Source organism: uncultured Maribacter sp. (genome assembly GCF_947495965.1).
Taxonomy (GTDB): Bacteria; Bacteroidota; Bacteroidia; order Flavobacteriales; family Flavobacteriaceae; genus Maribacter_B.
The window spans coordinates 40840-56533 of record NZ_CANMBB010000010.1 but is presented as its reverse complement, the minus strand read 5'-3'; the positions used below and the strand labels follow the sequence as shown (position 1 = coordinate 56533).

Annotated in this window: 19 protein-coding genes; 9 read left to right on the top strand and 10 right to left on the bottom strand. The window is 32.4% G+C overall.

Annotation, left to right across the window (positions count from 1 at the left end; all coding sequences use genetic code 11):
• Positions 1 to 10 precede the first annotated feature (10 nt).
• The 7 genes from Q0820_RS15605 to Q0820_RS15575 all read left to right on the top strand — a co-directional run bounded on the left by Q0820_RS15605 (position 11) and on the right by Q0820_RS15575 (position 4717).
• Positions 11 to 730, top strand: a complete 720-nt coding sequence (locus tag Q0820_RS15605) for a hypothetical protein (protein WP_298489003.1) — start codon at positions 11 to 13, stop codon at positions 728 to 730.
• 88 nt (positions 731 to 818) lie between these two features.
• Positions 819 to 1247 (top strand): hypothetical protein, encoded by a 429-nt coding sequence (locus Q0820_RS15600; RefSeq protein ID WP_298489001.1) that lies wholly within the window; start codon positions 819 to 821, stop codon positions 1245 to 1247.
• Between the two features lie 116 nt (positions 1248 to 1363).
• Complete coding sequence (locus tag Q0820_RS15595; RefSeq protein ID WP_298489000.1) at positions 1364 to 2311, top strand: tRNA-dihydrouridine synthase family protein; 948 nt, start codon at positions 1364 to 1366, stop codon at positions 2309 to 2311.
• Between the two features lie 68 nt (positions 2312 to 2379).
• Positions 2380 to 2763, top strand: coding sequence for a hypothetical protein (locus Q0820_RS15590; RefSeq protein WP_298488999.1), 384 nt, complete (start codon positions 2380 to 2382; stop codon positions 2761 to 2763).
• Between the two features lie 23 nt (positions 2764 to 2786).
• On the top strand, positions 2787 to 3365 hold the full coding sequence (locus Q0820_RS15585; protein ID WP_298488997.1) for a DUF1287 domain-containing protein: 579 nt from the start codon (positions 2787 to 2789) through the stop codon (positions 3363 to 3365).
• Between the two features lie 133 nt (positions 3366 to 3498).
• Positions 3499 to 4113 (top strand): hypothetical protein, encoded by a 615-nt coding sequence (locus Q0820_RS15580; RefSeq protein ID WP_298488994.1) that lies wholly within the window; start codon positions 3499 to 3501, stop codon positions 4111 to 4113.
• A gap of 331 nt (positions 4114 to 4444) precedes the next feature.
• Complete coding sequence (locus Q0820_RS15575) at positions 4445 to 4717, top strand: hypothetical protein (RefSeq protein WP_298488992.1); 273 nt, start codon at positions 4445 to 4447, stop codon at positions 4715 to 4717.
• A 6-nt stretch (positions 4718 to 4723) separates the two neighbouring features.
• Here the strand turns inward: Q0820_RS15575 and Q0820_RS15570 are convergent, their stop codons facing one another.
• From Q0820_RS15570 to Q0820_RS15525, 10 genes are all read right to left on the bottom strand, one after another.
• Complete coding sequence (locus tag Q0820_RS15570) at positions 4724 to 4909, bottom strand: hypothetical protein (RefSeq protein ID WP_366941666.1); 186 nt, start codon at positions 4907 to 4909, stop codon at positions 4724 to 4726.
• 43 nt (positions 4910 to 4952) lie between these two features.
• Complete coding sequence (gene trpA / locus Q0820_RS15565; protein ID WP_298488989.1) at positions 4953 to 5714, bottom strand: tryptophan synthase subunit alpha; 762 nt, start codon at positions 5712 to 5714, stop codon at positions 4953 to 4955.
• 7 nt (positions 5715 to 5721) lie between these two features.
• Positions 5722 to 6903: a tryptophan synthase subunit beta gene (gene trpB, locus Q0820_RS15560; protein ID WP_298488987.1), complete on the bottom strand. Its 1182-nt coding sequence runs from the start codon at positions 6901 to 6903 to the stop codon at positions 5722 to 5724.
• A 203-nt stretch (positions 6904 to 7106) separates the two neighbouring features.
• The gene (locus Q0820_RS15555; protein WP_298488985.1) at positions 7107 to 7781 is read right to left on the bottom strand and encodes a phosphoribosylanthranilate isomerase; all 675 of its coding nucleotides are present in this window, start codon (positions 7779 to 7781) and stop codon (positions 7107 to 7109) included.
• Between the two features lie 5 nt (positions 7782 to 7786).
• Positions 7787 to 8569, bottom strand: coding sequence for an indole-3-glycerol phosphate synthase TrpC (gene trpC, locus Q0820_RS15550; protein WP_298488983.1), 783 nt, complete (start codon positions 8567 to 8569; stop codon positions 7787 to 7789).
• Complete coding sequence (trpD, locus tag Q0820_RS15545; RefSeq protein WP_298488981.1) at positions 8569 to 9561, bottom strand: anthranilate phosphoribosyltransferase; 993 nt, start codon at positions 9559 to 9561, stop codon at positions 8569 to 8571. Before trpD ends, trpC begins: the two co-directional genes overlap by 1 nt.
• Before the next feature lie 86 nt (positions 9562 to 9647).
• On the bottom strand, positions 9648 to 10214 hold the full coding sequence (locus tag Q0820_RS15540) for an aminodeoxychorismate/anthranilate synthase component II (protein ID WP_298488979.1): 567 nt from the start codon (positions 10212 to 10214) through the stop codon (positions 9648 to 9650).
• 21 nt (positions 10215 to 10235) lie between these two features.
• Positions 10236 to 11633 (bottom strand): anthranilate synthase component I family protein, encoded by a 1398-nt coding sequence (locus Q0820_RS15535; RefSeq protein WP_298488977.1) that lies wholly within the window; start codon positions 11631 to 11633, stop codon positions 10236 to 10238.
• A 256-nt stretch (positions 11634 to 11889) separates the two neighbouring features.
• Positions 11890 to 12468 carry a YceI family protein gene (locus tag Q0820_RS15530; protein ID WP_298488975.1) on the bottom strand — a complete coding sequence of 193 codons (579 nt, stop codon included), beginning with the start codon at positions 12466 to 12468 and terminating at the stop codon, positions 11890 to 11892.
• 30 nt (positions 12469 to 12498) lie between these two features.
• A complete protein-coding gene (locus tag Q0820_RS15525) occupies positions 12499 to 12909 on the bottom strand; it encodes a MarR family transcriptional regulator (RefSeq protein WP_366941665.1) in 411 nt (136 codons plus the stop codon).
• A gap of 196 nt (positions 12910 to 13105) precedes the next feature.
• On the opposite strand from Q0820_RS15525, the gene Q0820_RS15520 reads away from it, so the two are divergent.
• Together Q0820_RS15520 and Q0820_RS15515 are read left to right on the top strand one after the other, a co-directional pair.
• On the top strand, positions 13106 to 14485 hold the full coding sequence (locus Q0820_RS15520) for a DUF1800 domain-containing protein (RefSeq protein WP_298488970.1): 1380 nt from the start codon (positions 13106 to 13108) through the stop codon (positions 14483 to 14485).
• Between the two features lie 14 nt (positions 14486 to 14499).
• Entirely contained in the window at positions 14500 to 15687 is a 1188-nt protein-coding gene (locus Q0820_RS15515; protein WP_298488968.1) for a DUF1501 domain-containing protein, read from the top strand.
• Positions 15688 to 15694: the final 7 nt, after the last annotated feature.

Here is a 15694-nt window from a genome sequence, read left to right as displayed (position 1 = left end):
AAAAAAAAAGATGGATGTAGCAATAACACAAGTGCCTATTTGGTTGTCAATACTTTTTATAATTAGCTTTAGTACTATACCTGTTTTTTTAATAAACAAAGCAGTAAAATCTGCTTATGAAAACGGTAATTATAATACGAGTTATTTGGTAAGAAAAAAGATTACTGTGTTTTATATACTTTATCTTATAATAGTAGGTATGGTATCATTAACAGGCTTTTTTACAAAAAATGTGTTACCGCCAAGAATATTTATAGCGACTGTTATACCACTTTTTTTGTTTTACGTAGGGTATGTGCAAAGAACTAAATGGTTTGCTATAGTTTTAAAAAATATTAAATTAGAGCAGTTAGTTTTTATCCATATTTTTAGATTCGTAGGAGTCTTTTTCTTTTTAGTTTATTTTTATAATGCAATACCTAAAGAATTTGCATTTATAGGAGGCGCAGGAGATATTATTACGGCTATCTTAGTTTTTCCAGTTGTAATAGCATTAAAAAAAGGATATTCATTTGCAAAACTAGTAACCTATATATGGAATATTATAGGACTAATAGATATAATCTTAGTACTAGTAACAGCTGTAGTCTTAACGAACGAAGCTGTTCGGAATACTACAGAAGCAGTAGAGCAATTTGGGACTTTCCCTTTTAGTTGGATTCCTGCTTTTGCACCAGCAACCATAATTTTCTTGCATATATTGGTTTTTAAAAAATTAAAAGAAGAGTAATTAAGAAACACGTATTGTAAAGCAACCATTTTAAACTAGTAGCATCTTTTTCTAAAGAGTTTTATAAAACATTTATAGGAAAAATACTATGATGAAAGCAAAATGGATTTTAATTCTGGTTTCTTTATTTTTAATAAACTGTAATATTGGGGATGCTTCTAAAGAAGATTGTTCCACTGTATCCTGTCTAGAAATGGGGTATAGTATAGAGTTGATAAGCAAAGATTCTGAGGCGAATTGGATTATAGAAAAGGTATATACAGAAGAAGATATACAGGTGCTTAACGCAGAAGAAGAAATAGTTCCTTTTAGCCTTCATAACGGTAATATTTGGATTCCCGCATCTAATAGTAATCATGGTATGCATACCCTAATAGTGGATGAATTAGAGATTCCTTATAGCTATGATTTTACAGAGCCAGATGGCAGTTGTTGCGATTTTGGAGATTTAAAGGATGTTATAGTTCCTAACAATGAATTTAAGGTGAGTGACTTTCAATTAGAAATCTTTTTATAATACTATTCGCAATTTCCTCAATAATCGGAGATTTTTATTTTCTTAGGTTTGTACGGGTGTATCTATTTAACCAAAAACAAGATATTCTACTATCTTTGCCACTTCAAAACATAGGAATGTCTTACAAACTATTAGCTTCTCCTTTACAAGGTTTTACCGATTTTAATTTTAGAAATGCACAGCAGCATTTTTTTGGTGGAATAGATACGTATTATGCGCCTTACATTCGGTATAATAAAAAAATGATTATTAAAGGGTCGTATCAAAGAGATTTAGACCCAGAGGTAAATACAGCTTTAGAGGTAATTCCGCAAGTAATGACGGCTGATGCCGATGCTTTTATATTCACCATAAAGTATATAGAATCTTTAGGGTATAAAGAATTAAATTGGAATTTAGGTTGTCCGTATCCTATGGTTACTAATAGCGGAATGGGTTCTGGTCTTATTTGTAATACCGAGAAAATAGACCATATTTTGGAGCGTGCACATAACGAGACCAATGTTACTATTTCTATGAAAATGCGTCTAGGATATGAAACTGCAAATGAGATATTAGAGGCTTTTCCTATATTAGAAAAATATCCGCTTAAGAATGTCGCTATACATGCTCGTCTTGGAAAACAGTTGTACAAAGGCGGTGTAGATTTAGAGGCGTTTCAAAAGTGTGTAGATGTTGCAAAACATACGTTATATTATAATGGTGATATTACTTCGGTAGCGCAGTTTAAAAAAATGCGAGAACGTTTCCCTACCATAAAGCATTTTATGATTGGCCGTGGTCTTATTGCAGACCCTTTTTTACCAAGTATGATAAAGGCCGATACCACAGAATATCCTGCTAATAGATGGAAAATTTTTAAAGAATTTCATGATACCATATACCAGCAGTATGATGCTAAACTTTCTGGCCCAACTCCTATAAAAATGAAAATGTTAGGCTTTTGGGAGTTTTTTGCACAGTCTACCCATGATCCTAGAAAAGTATATAAGGCAATAAAAAAAGCAGGAAACCCTTATAAATACAGAAATGCTGTAGCAGAAATTATTGCAGCACAGAAATAATACTAGGACACTCTAAAACCCCTTAAAACTGGGTTGTTCTTGTGCGCGTAATTGAATATTTTTATAGAATGAAAAATATAAAACATATTCTAGTACTTTTTGTTATGGTAGTTTTAACTGCCTGTAGTGGTTCTGATACCTATAGAGGAGATTGGAAGGCTATTAATAACCAAGGAGAAAAATACCAATTAACTTTTGAGGCTAAGAGTTTTGTTGTTACCAATGCCAAGGGAGAAACTACAAATTACAATTATACCCAAAACAAAGTAAGTATATCTAACGGAGTAGAAACCTATGGTTTAAATTTAGAAGATGGTAGAAAATACCAACTAAATTTTCCGCTTCCAGAAGATGAGTCTGTAGGGGTGTTACTAGATGCTAACGGAAAAGTTTTGTATACTATAGGAAGAGATGAGTACATAACTTACGATGCTATTTTTGCTTTAGACTAAGACAGTTTTATCAGGATATTTTTATGAGAAAAGTATTTTTAGTACTAGTATTTCTATGCATGAACCTTGGCTATTCTCAAGTAGAAGCTAAACTTAATTTGTCTGCCGCTGCTTTAGAGTTAACAAACCAAGAGGTAACCTATGACCCAAGTTACTTTTCTATAGATTATCCAAATGGCGATGTGCCAAGTAATAAAGGTGTTTGTACAGATGTTGTAATACGAGCCTATAGAAAATTAGGAGTAGACTTACAGAAAGAAGTTCATGAAGACATGAAAGCTAATTTTGGGAAATACCCTAAAATTTGGGGATTAAAAACTACAGATAAAAATATAGATCACAGAAGAGTTCCTAATTTAATGACATTTTTTAAAAGAAAAGGAGCAGAAAAAGAGATTTCTGAGAAAGCAATAGATTATTTGCCTGGAGATGTTGTTTGTTGGAATTTAGGTGGTGCAATAACCCATATAGGAATTGTGGTAAACAAAAAGTCTAAAGATGGAAAGCGAAATTTAATAGTACACAACATAGGAGCAGGCCAAGTGTTACAAGATTGCCTTTTTGAGTATAAAATTATTGGGCATTATAGATATAATTGGTAACAGCTATATGTAATAGCTAAACAGTTATATGGGGAATAACCTCTTTTGCCAAATTGCTGTTTTCTAAGAATAGTATTTCGTTTATGTTTGATTGTAAATAAGAATCTTACCGCAAACCCTTAGAACACATTTTATGAAATTAAAACGGCTAAAGTTTATTGGAATACTTTTTTTTAGTTTCTTTTTATTAATAGCAAATACAAGTTGTACCAGTCTTATAGAAGATGAAGTAGATAAACAGAAAGAAGAAGAGGAGGAAGAGGAAGAAGGGGTTGCAACAATGACGGCACAGGTTAATGGCGAAGCATTTGAGTCGTATATCATTGGCGATGGGGAAAGTGTTTCTGCAACCATAAATATAGTATCTACAGGAGGTTACCTCGGAGCTATTTCGGGCTTTGATTTTACTATAGGTTTAAAAAGGCCTAAAGCCATTATTTTTTATTTTATTGGAGACGATTATGAAACGTTAAGTAATGGAGAAATTTACAATACAATTACTCCAGATTTTCTTTCCAGAGGTGCTTATGCGTGGTATAACCAAAACAATGGTGAAGAAGAAGGAAATGAAGGTTTTGGAGATAATAAAGAGCTCGAAGAAGTTTATGTAAAAATTAGTAGTATAGATAAAGAAAAAATGCTCCTTTCTGGAGAATTTAATTATAAAGGAACCTCTTCTGTAACAGGGAAAAAGTATGCAATTACAAACGGAAAATTTTCTAATGTTCCTTTTGAGTTAGAAGAGTAATAGTTTTTTTAATTATTATATTCTTTAGAAGCCAATAGATAAATACACAACACGAAATACCTTTAACGAATTGAAATTACGTCTTTTAAAAAGAGTACTATTGTCAGTTCGAGCGAAGTCGAGAACTATTCGTTAGTTCTAAATAGATTTTAATTCCTCTCCGCCTGATATTTGTACAGAATTTGAGCTGTAATCTAGGTAACTATCTACTGATTTGTAATATTCTTAATTAATATCACTTTTTGTATCGAATATTTCTTTTATATTATATATTTTTTGATTTTTATGTAACAAAATGTAAAAATATGCTACTCATAAGTAAAATACAATTATGGGAGGAGGAGGTTTTGCGTCGCACGCTATTAAGACTATGAAACAAAATAGAACTATGCTTAAAAAACATAGGTCTAAAAAATCTAAACGTTTTAGTTCTTCTAATCATACAGAAGAAAAACCAGCTTATAAAACGGTTAGCCCGGAAAAATTAAAGCATATAAAAGCTAGAATTAAAAAAGAAGGGGATGCAGTTAAAAGAAGAGATTTTATAATTACCGTTGTGGTAATTACAATTTTCACAGGATTATTTTTTCTCTGGGTACTTTAGAAGTGGTTATTTTATAATCGACACTATTTTTAGATAAATAAGTCTTCCAAATAAAATAAAAGGAAAACCATGTAAAAGAATAGCAAACCAATCTTGACCTTTCATACCTATAGCACCACCAGCAATCCATTTTAATTTACCAAGAAGATGAGGTTCTGGAAAAAAAAAGGTGCCATGCCTAAGGTTAGGCACAGCACTATAATTAATTTCCAGTTGTTCACTATTTTCATGTTATTTAGCGAATAGTCTTCACAAAATTGGCAATACCGTTAACTCCTTCTTTATGTAAATGTTTTATAAATGCAGAACCAATAATAGCACCTTTGGTAGATTTTGTAGCCTGTTTAAAGGTTTCCGCATCTTTAATACCAAAACCAACTACCTGCGGATTTTTTAGCTTCATTTTTTCTATTCTACTAAAATAATCTTCTTGGGTGTTTCCAAAACCAGATTGGGAGCCAGTAACCCCAGCAGAACTTACCATATATATAAATCCGTCCGAAGCAGCATCAATCTGTTGTATACGGTCATCACCAGTCTGTGGTGTAATTAAAAAGATATTTAATAAGTCATATTTTTCAAACGTGGCTTTATACTCACGTTCATATACATCTAACGGAAGGTCTGGTATAATAAGTCCGTCTATCCCAATCTCAGCACAGGTAGCACAAAAAGCATCTACACCATATTGTAACATAGGGTTAAAATATCCCATGATAATAAGCGGAATACTTACCGTTTTACGTATATCTTTTAATTGATTAAAAAGAACCTCTGTAGTCATCCCATTTTTAAGGGCAATAGTAGAGCTCTCTTGTATGGTAGGGCCATCTGCCAAAGGGTCCGAAAAAGGAAGGCCAATCTCAATAAAATCTACTCCATTTTTTTCTAAATCCTGAATAATAGTTACAGTATCCTTTAAAGTAGGGAAACCAGCACTAAAATATATAGAGAGTAACTTTTTGTCCTCTTGTAGTTTTTGTTTAATACGATTCATAGTCAATTTATAAATTGAAATATTTTATATAATTATCTAAATCTTTATCTCCACGACCAGAAAGGCTAATTACCACCACATCCTCTGGTTTAAAAGTTTTGTGTTTAAAAACAGCCAATGCGTGGCTACTTTCAATAGCAGGAATAATACCTTCTAATTTGGTTAATTCCAGTCCAGATTGCATAGCTTCATCATCTGTAGCAGAGATAAATTCTGCTCTTCCTGTTTTGTGTAAATGTGCGTGCATTGGGCCCACACCTGGGTAATCTAAACCTGCCGAAATAGAATAAGGCTCAGTTATTTGTCCGTCAGTAGTTTGCATCAATAAGGTTTTACAACCATGGATAACGCCTTCTTTTCCTAATGCTGAGGTTGCTGCACTTTCCCCAGAATCTACGCCCATACCTGCTGCTTCTACAGCAATTATTTTCACATCTTTTTCGTCTAAATAATGGTAATAGGTACCTGCCGCATTACTACCACCGCCAATACAAGCAATAACATAATCCGGATTTTCTTTTCCTTCTTTCTCTTTTAATTGCCATTTAATCTCTTCCGAAATAACCGACTGAAAACGAGTTACCATGTCAGGGTAGGGATGAGGGCCAATAGCAGAACCAATAATATAATGGGTGTCTACAGGGTTGTTAATCCAATCGCGGATAGCTTCGTTGGTGGCATCTTTTAAAGTTCTACTGCCCGATAATGCAGGGCGTACTTCTGCACCCAACATTTTCATACGAGCAACATTCGGTGCTTGGCGTGCAATATCTATCTCTCCCATATACACAATACATTCCACTCCCATTAATGCGCAAACGGTAGCAGTTGCAACACCGTGTTGCCCTGCGCCAGTCTCGGCAATAATACGTTTTTTGCCAAGGCGTTTGGCCATTAATATTTGACCAATAGTATTGTTTACCTTATGTGCTCCAGTATGGTTTAGGTCTTCTCTTTTTAGATAGACTTTAGTATTGTATTTTTTAGACAACCTTTTTGCCAAATAAAGCGGTGATGGCCTACCCACATAATCTTTTAATAGTTGATCAAACTCTTCTTTAAAAGAAGGTTCCGCCATTATTTTTAGATAGTTTTGTCTAAGGTTCTCTACGTTTGGATAAAGCATTTCTGGAATAAATGCCCCGCCAAAGTCTCCGTAATAGCCTCTTTCGTCAACGTTATAATTCATATCGTTTATAAGTATTGAGTACAAAGTAGTAAGTACTCCGTTTTACATTTTATTTATTTTAGGTCGCAAGTCTTAAGTAGTTAGTACTAAGTCTTAAGTAATGAGTCCTAAGTGTTCATGTTGGTAATAATTGTTTTCTAAATTAAAAGTTCTAAGTTATTAGTGTTACTTAATACATTATACTAACTACTTTGTACTTAATACTATTTACTCTGTACTCTACTAATAAACTGCTTTAATTTTTCAATATCTTTTAATCCTGGTTCTATTTCAAACTTGCTATTTACATCTAATGCGTAACAATATTTAGAGGCATCGGTTTGTAAAAATGCATTTATTTTAGCTGCTTCTTCAAGGCCAATTCCACCACTTAAAAAGAAGGGTTTGGTTGAAGGATAATTTTCTAACACACTCCAATCAAAGGTATAACCATTGCCACCTGGAAGTTTTCCTTTAGTATCAAACAAAAAGAAATTACACACATTTTCAAAATCTTTTAAAACCTCAAAATTGAATTCATTTTTTATAGAAAACACTTTAATAATTTCAATTCCTTTGGCTTTTTCTTGTAATTCTTTACAGAATTCTGGACTTTCTTTTCCGTGTAATTGTACCCCTAAAAGATTGTATTCCTGTATTTTGTATAAGATCTCCTGAAGACTTTCATTAACAAATACGCCAACTTTTTTAATGCTGTGTTGTAGCTCTGGCATTTGGCTATTAAAACATCTTTTTGAAGGTTCCCAAAAGATGAATCCTAAATAATCTGGAGTTAAGCTTGCAACTTCGGAGATATTAAGATTCATACCACAAATTTTAAGTTTTGGAGGGCCCTCTTTTTTAAACTCTTTTTTTTGTGTGTAATAATAATCGCTCATCTCAATTATTTTAAATTAGAAATAAAAGAGGTTGCACTTTCGCCAGGATTGTTGGTTTTCATAAAATTTTCTCCAATTAAAAATCCTTCAAAACCAAAAGGCTGTAATTCTTTAATCGCTTCTATAGAACTAATACCGCTTTCGGAAACTTTAACAAAATCGTCCGGAATTAAGGTGGAGAGTTTTTTACTGGTTACTAGGCTTACTTCAAAAGTTTTAAGGTTACGGTTGTTTACCCCTAACATATCTAAACTTGGCATAATAGATTTTTGTAACTCTTCTTGGTTATGCACTTCTAAAAGTACCTCTAAATTTAGGCTTTTTGCAAACTCTGAAAAGGTTTTTATCTCTTCTCTAGTAAGTATGGCTGCAATTAGTAAAATAACATCTGCACCATATGCTTTTGCTTCTAGAATTTGATACGTATCTATAATAAATTCTTTACGTAACAAAGGCATTTTTACAGCTGCTCTTGCTATTAATAAATCGTCTAAAGAACCGCCAAAATATTTGCCATCGGTTAAAACCGACATGCCACAAACCCCAGCGTTTTCATAACCAGTAGCCACATCTTGTACATTTAAAGTGTGGTTTATTACCGATTTTGATGGAGAACGTCTTTTGTGTTCTGCAATAATACCAGTAGCGCTATTTTTTAATGCAGTTGCTAAAGAAACGGTTTCTCTAGAGAAAAGCACAGAACTTTCTAATTGCGAAACAGGAATTAAAGATTTACGTAAAGCTACCTCCTTGCGTTTATCTATAACTATTTTTTCTAATATATTCATTAGGCGCTAAGGTTTTGTAATTTTTTAAGAGTTTGTAATCCTTTGCCACTTAATAAGGATTCTTTAGCAAGTTCAAAACCTTCTTTTGGCGTAAGGTTCTTCACAGTTGCAATAGCAACACCAGCATTAGCACAAACAACATTGTTTTGCGGTTCTGTTCCTTTGCCTTCTAAAACATTCATAAATATTTTTGCAGAAGATTCTACCGTATCGCCACCATAAATTTGCGATTGTTGTATAGGCTGTAATCCAAAATCTGAAGGTTTTATAATTCCCTCGGTATGGTTAGATATGGTTTTGGTATCTCCTGTTAATGAAATTTCATCATAACCATCTAGAGCGTGTAATACGGTAAAGTTTTTATCGGTATTCTGATATAAATACCCGTACATTCTTGCTAGTTCTAGATTAAAAACACCTACCATTTGGTTTTTAGGAAAGGCTGGGTTTACCATTGGGCCTAACATATTAAAAAACGTTTTTACAGCAAGCTCTCTACGGATAGGGGCAACATTTTTCATGGCAGGATGAAACAGTGGTGCGTGTAGTACACAAATGCCTGTATCTGCTAAACACTTTTCTAAAAAGCCAGCATCATTACTAAATTTTATACCAAGATATTCCATTACATTACTACTACCACAGGCAGAAGAAACACCATAATTTCCATGTTTGGTAACTTTAACACCAGCGCCAGCGGTAACAAAAGAGGATAAGGTAGATATATTGAAAGTATCTTTACCATCACCACCAGTACCACATAAATCAATAGGGTTATAGGCAGATAAATCTACTGCAAGGCAAAGTTCTAAAAGAGCATCACGAAAGCCTTCTAACTCTTCTATAGTAATGCTACGCATCATGTATACAGTTAAGAAAGCTGCAATTTGGCTGGTATTATAATCGCCTTTAGCAATATTTACCAATACTTGTTTGGCATCTTCTTTTTCAAGAATATCGTGATTAATAAGTCGGTTTAATATTTGTTTCATTTTTCTTTAGTATTAAATCTTAAGTAATTAGTATTAAGTGTTTTGAGTAGCCTTATTACTTAATACTTTGTACTCTTTACAGTGCTTTAACTCTTTACCCAGTTTTCTAGTATTTTTTTTCCATTAGGAGTAAGTACAGATTCTGGATGGTATTGTACCGCAGAAACATCATATAGTTTATGACGAAGGGACATTACTTGTCCGTTTTCATCAAAAGAAGTAGCTTCTAAAACTTCTGGTAAATCCGGATTAACCACCCAAGAGTGGTAACGCCCCACTTCAATCTCCGTATCTAATCCTTTAAATAAAACATCTTCTGGTTTGGTAATTTTTATTTTAGTAGCAATACCATGATAAACTTGATCTATATTTATTAAAGAACCACCAAAAACTTCTGCAATGGCTTGTTGCCCTAAGCACACCCCAAAGATACTTTTGGTAGGAGCGTATTTTTCTATTATTGGTTTTAGTAAACCAGCCTCATCTGGAATACCAGGTCCTGGAGAAAGTACAATTTTATCAAAAGCATCAACCTCTTCTAAACTAAGTTGGTCGTTACGTTTTACAACAACTTCGCAATCTAAATCTTCTAAATAGTGTACCAAATTATAGGTAAAACTATCGTAATTATCTATGACTAATATTTTTTTCATTTTATTCTCTATTTTGGAAATTTAGATAGATTTTGCTATTTCCAATGCTTTAGTTAAAGCACCTAATTTGTTGTATGTTTCTTGTAATTCATCTTCTGCTTTCGAGGCAGCAACTATACCTGCACCTGCCTGGTAGTGTAGTTGGTGGTTTTTACTTAAGAAAGTTCTAATCATTATGGCATGGTTAAAATTACCTTCAAAATCCATGAAGCCAATGGCGCCACCATAATACCCTCTACTTGTTTTTTCATACTTTTCTATAAGTTGCATTGCCATATGTTTAGGTGCGCCACTTAAAGTTCCTGCAGGGAAAGTATCTGCTACTACTTTCATGGTTGGTATGTCTTCTTTCTTTTGTCCTGTAACTTTAGAAACTAAGTGTATAACATGGGAAAAGAATTGTACTTCTCTATAGTTTTCTACTTTAACCATATTCCCATTTCTACTAAGGTCATTACGAGCAAGGTCTACGAGCATTACATGCTCACTATTTTCTTTGTCGTCTTTAGTAAGTTTTTTTGCAAGAATAGCATCTTGCTCATCATTGCCTGTTCTTTTAAAAGTACCTGCAATAGGATGAATTTCTGCTTTGCCTTCTTTTACAATTAGTTGCGCCTCTGGAGAACTACCAAAGATTTTAAAATCGCCATAATCAAAATAAAATAGGTAGGGGGATGGGTTTACAGAACGTAATGCTCTATATACATTAAACTCATCTCCTTTAAATTCTTGAGAGAAACGTCTAGAAAGTACCAGTTGAAAAACATCGCCACGTTGGCAGTGTTTTTTAGCAAGTTCTACATGTTCTTTATATTCTTCATCTTTTAAGTTAGAAGTTGGTTCTCCTTGGGTAGTAAAATTATAAGAAGCAAAACTTCTGATGTTTAAAATTTGTTCTATTTCGGCAATATTTTCATTGCTATTGTAACAATGCGCAAAAATATAAGCTTCATTATTAAAATGGTTTATAGCTATTATATTTTGATATACGGCATAATAAATATCTGGAATAGTAGCACTATTTTCTTTTTTAGCAAGTTCTACATCTTCATAATACCGTACAGCATCATACGCCATATACCCAAAAAGACCATTGTTTATAAACTTAAAGTCGTTTTTACTGCCTTTAAACTTTCTACTAAAATTATCTAGTATAGAAACAACATTTGTATCTTCTTTAATTTTTATTTCTTCTGAAGTACCATCTGGAAATTGCTGTAAGATTACCTCGTTCTCTACTTTAATAGATGCAATTGGGTTACAGCATATATAAGAGAAACTATTATCATTAGCATGGTAATCGCTACTTTCTAGTAGGATGCTATTAGGAAAACGGTCTCTAATTTTTAAATACACACTAACCGGAGTAATGGTATCTGCAAGAATTTTTTTAAAATGTGTCTCTAATTGATATTTCATTAGATAAAGTATTAAGTTTTTTAAAAAAGGAAAGGCTTGTCGTGATGACAAGCCTTATATATAGTTTTACTACAATGATGCTTTGCTCACGTTGTTTTTCGTAAGTTACTCCACCACCAAGTATTTGTTTTTTTATTCCTCATTATGCATCAAATATATAAAGGATTTTTAAAACAGCCAATAGGCTGTGCTAAAAATAATAAAACCCCGTTACTTTGTTATAAGTAACAGGGTTTTTAAAAATATGTATGTTGTTTTAGAAAGCTAAATCAACCACTAAATCAAACTCATCATAAATAGCTTTGTCTTTTAAATCATCAAAGAAACTAGAAGAGCCATATTTAATGTTGTATTTTGTTCTATCTACTTTTAAAGTAGCAGTTGCTTTATTTTCAAATACAGAAACTACAAAGGTTATTTCTTTAGTAATTCCTTTAATAGTAAGGTCTCCAGTAACAGTGTAAGAATCTTTATTAAAAGACTTTAAATCTTTAAAAACTAATTTAGCAGTAGGGTGTGCCTTAACGCCAAAGAAATCATCAGAAGCTAAATGCCCGTCTAATTTTCCTTTCATTTCTCCATCTAAATCTGTTGTATTAATGGTAGTCATATCAACAACAAATTCTCCACCAGTAAGTTTACTTCCGTTAAAATCTAAAGAACCAGATTTTAAACTTATTGTGCCAGCATGTTCTCCAGTTACTTTGTAACCTTTCCAAGTTACCGTACTTTCACTAGTTTTAATTGTTTTTTTGTCACCATCTATAGGTGAGTGCGCTGTAGCAGAAAACCCAAATACTACTGCGAATGCTAAACTTAATAACTTCTTTTTCATTTTTAATGTAATTAATAGTTAATGTTATATTTAAAATTTATTGAACAATACGTTCAGGTACTCTAGTTCTTCTTTGGAAAAATTTTGGACAATATGTTTGTCATTCTTATGCATTGCAATATCCATGCTAGAAAGTGCTTTTTCTCCTTTTGGGGTAATGTAAATCTCAATTTTTCTTCGGTTAGTTTCACATGTTTCTCTTTTTACATACCCTTTAATTATTAATTTATCTACTAACCTAGTAGTGTTACTCATTTTAGTAACCATACGTTCATTTAAGGTTTTTAAGTTGGCAGGTTTACCACATTGTCCTCTTAAAATACGTAATACGTTAAATTGCTGAATAGAAACATCAAAAGGCTTTAAAGTTGCATTTATTGTTTCATTTACTTTATTGCTGACTAACATTAAATGAATTACCGTTTTACTTGGTAATTCCATTTTTTTATCAGTTTTTATAATTTCTTCAACATTCATGTCTCTACAATAATTGTATATACAAATGTATGTTGATTTATTTAAATAGACGCGTTTTTAGAATTAAATTTTTGTTAAAAAAGAATTTGTTTTTAACACAGGAAGATTAAATAATTAAACTATTAAGTGTAAATTGAGTCTAACTACAAAAGATTCTATTTTGAAAAGTACGCATATAAAGCATTTGTACCAGCGAGCAGGTTTTGGTATTTCTCCTAAAAAATTGGAGAAATTATCTGGTTTAAAAAAGAAAGAAGTAGTAAAACAACTATTTAAATCTTCTAAATCTATTACGCATTTATATATACCTACTCCAGATATAGATGCATTTATACAGACAGATACACCTAAAAGTAATCCTAAAAAATTTAGAGAACTAATAAAGGTAAGTAGGAGTAAGTTAAAGGATTATAATTTAGCTTGGATAGATAAAATGGCAACTTCTAATGAAGAGTTACGAGAACGTATGACTTTGTTTTGGGCTAATCATTTTGTAGTGCGTACCAATAATATAGTTTTTTCCCAACGTTATAATGCAACGCTTAGGAAATATGCTTTAGGTAATTTTAGAGATTTTGTAATTGCTATAGCAAAAGAACCTGCAATGTTAAGCTATTTAAACAACCAGCAAAATAGAAAAGATAAGCCTAATGAAAATTTTGTTAGGGAACTTATGGAGCTGTTTACATTAGGTATAGGCCCATATACAGAGAAAGATATTAAAGAGTCTGCAAGAGCTTTTACGGGCTGGGGGCACACTTTTAAAGGGGAGTTTGTTTTACGTAAGAAACAACATGATTTTGGAGAAAAAGAATTTTTTGGCGTAAAAGGTAATTTTAACGGGGAAGATATTATAGACTTAATATTAAAAAGACCAGAATGCGCCCAGTTTATTGCAAAGAAGATATATCTTCATTTTGTTAATGATGTTCCTAATGAGGATAGAATAGGGGAGTTGGCAATTGTTTTTAGAGAAAACTATAGTATAGATGCGGTAATGCGTTACCTTTTTATGACTAATTGGTTTTATGATGAGGATATGATAGGACAAAAAATTAAATCTCCTATAGATTTATTGGTACAATTAAAAAGGACAATCCCTTTTTCTTTTAAAAAACCAAAAGAGTTTTTATATATACAGCGTTTATTAGGGCAAGTTTTATTAGAACCGCCAAATGTAGCCGGTTGGTCTGAGGGTAAAAATTGGATAGATTCTAATACTATGATGGTTCGGTTAAAATTGCCTTCTGTTTTGTTTATGAATGGTACAATTGCCTTTGATGTAAAAGGAGAATTTGAAGATAGTTTTGAGGATTTTAATAAGAAAAAATCTAATTTTAATAGAAGACTTACAGTAACAAAAAACTGGGAAGTATTTCATGAAAATTATGGGCACTTAAATTACGAGGAGTTGTATCATTATTTAATAAGTACTACAACAAACAAAGGTACTCAGGAATTTTTGCATAGTTTAAAAAAAACAAATAAGCAGGAGTTCTGTGTACAATTAATGTCATTACCAGAATACCAACTATGCTAAAAAAATAAGAAACTATGAAAAGAAGAGACTTTTTAAAAAATAGTGGTTTAGCAAGCACAGCTTTATTTGTGCCTAGTTTTGTACAAGCTTATGGAGCTACTGGTGTTATTCCTAGTCATAAAAAAATAGTAATCCTACAGTTATCTGGTGGTAATGATGGTTTAAATACGTTGGTGCCATATACGAATGATATTTATTTTAAAAATAGAAATACGATTGCTAGAAACAAGAAAGATGTATTAGTAATAAATGATTCGCATGGTTTTCATGAAAGTCTAACAGATTTTAAGTCTTTATATGATGCAGGTTTTGTAAGTGTTATAAATAATGTAGGGTATCCTAACCCAAGTAGGTCTCATTTTAGATCTACCGATATTTGGCATACTGCTAGTGGTTCTGGAGAATATTTACAAACAGGTTGGGTAGGTAGGTATTTAGCCGAAGTAAGTAAAAAGCCATTAGGAGCAATAGAGGTAGATGATACCCTGTCTTTATTAATGAAAGGAGGTTCTATTAATGGTTTAGCAACTAAAGATGCTTCTCTTTTTTATAAAACTACAAAGGACGCTTATTTTGGTAAAATCCTTGATAAATATACAGCTTCCCATTTAAGCGAGCATAATTTGGGTTACTTGTATAAAACGGTAGTTGATGCTAAGTCTTCTGCAGCTCAGATATATGAAAAAACTAGAGTCTATTCTTCTTCTCAAGAATATCCCAATAATGCTTTTGGAAAACAATTAAAGACTATTTTTGAATTTATTAACTCAGGGCTAGAAACGCAGGTATATTATGCAAGCCTTGGCGGTTTTGATACACATGCCAACCAGTTAAATTCTCAGAAAAGACTTTTAGAGGTGTACTCTAAAGGTATAGCGGCTTTTGTAAAAGACTTAAAGAGAACAGGTGCTTTTAAGGATACTATTATTTTAACTTTTTCTGAATTTGGTAGGAGACTAAAACAGAACGCTGCTAAAGGCACGGATCATGGTGCTGCTAATATGGTATTTTTACTAGGAGAAAACCTTAAGCATCCAGGAATGTATAATAAACCAGATGATTTAGTAAATTTAGATAGTAATGGAGATTTACTATACGAGGTTGATTTTAGAAACATATATGCCTCTCTTATTAAAGAATGGTTGGAAACAGAACCTAGTTCTATCCTAAGTGGAAAATTTAAAACCCTAGGTCTTGTTTAAGAGAATG

Bases quoted from the DNA above. Each gene is read 5' to 3' on its own strand.
- Q0820_RS15590 (WP_298488999.1), top strand. From the start codon at position 2,380: ATGAAAAATATAAAACATATTCTAGTACTTTTTGTTATGGTAGTTTTA.
- Q0820_RS15540 (WP_298488979.1), bottom strand. From the start codon at position 10,214: ATGAAAAAAATATTAGTCATAGATAATTACGATAGTTTTACCTATAAT.
- trpC (WP_298488983.1), bottom strand. From the start codon at position 8,569: ATGAATATATTAGAAAAAATAGTTATAGATAAACGCAAGGAGGTAGCT.
- trpB (WP_298488987.1), bottom strand. From the start codon at position 6,903: ATGAATTATAACGTTGACGAAAGAGGCTATTACGGAGACTTTGGCGGG.
- Q0820_RS15580 (WP_298488994.1), top strand. From the start codon at position 3,499: ATGAAATTAAAACGGCTAAAGTTTATTGGAATACTTTTTTTTAGTTTC.
- Q0820_RS15530 (WP_298488975.1), bottom strand. From the start codon at position 12,468: ATGAAAAAGAAGTTATTAAGTTTAGCATTCGCAGTAGTATTTGGGTTT.
- Q0820_RS15555 (WP_298488985.1), bottom strand. From the start codon at position 7,781: ATGAGCGATTATTATTACACACAAAAAAAAGAGTTTAAAAAAGAGGGC.
- Q0820_RS15535 (WP_298488977.1), bottom strand. From the start codon at position 11,633: ATGAAATATCAATTAGAGACACATTTTAAAAAAATTCTTGCAGATACC.
- Q0820_RS15600 (WP_298489001.1), top strand. From the start codon at position 819: ATGATGAAAGCAAAATGGATTTTAATTCTGGTTTCTTTATTTTTAATA.
- Q0820_RS15595 (WP_298489000.1), top strand. From the start codon at position 1,364: ATGTCTTACAAACTATTAGCTTCTCCTTTACAAGGTTTTACCGATTTT.
- trpA (WP_298488989.1), bottom strand. From the start codon at position 5,714: ATGAATCGTATTAAACAAAAACTACAAGAGGACAAAAAGTTACTCTCT.
- Q0820_RS15525 (WP_366941665.1), bottom strand. From the start codon at position 12,909: ATGGAATTACCAAGTAAAACGGTAATTCATTTAATGTTAGTCAGCAAT.
- Q0820_RS15515 (WP_298488968.1), top strand. From the start codon at position 14,500: ATGAAAAGAAGAGACTTTTTAAAAAATAGTGGTTTAGCAAGCACAGCT.
- Q0820_RS15605 (WP_298489003.1), top strand. From the start codon at position 11: ATGGATGTAGCAATAACACAAGTGCCTATTTGGTTGTCAATACTTTTT.
- Q0820_RS15585 (WP_298488997.1), top strand. From the start codon at position 2,787: ATGAGAAAAGTATTTTTAGTACTAGTATTTCTATGCATGAACCTTGGC.
- trpD (WP_298488981.1), bottom strand. From the start codon at position 9,561: ATGAAACAAATATTAAACCGACTTATTAATCACGATATTCTTGAAAAA.
- Q0820_RS15575 (WP_298488992.1), top strand. From the start codon at position 4,445: ATGGGAGGAGGAGGTTTTGCGTCGCACGCTATTAAGACTATGAAACAA.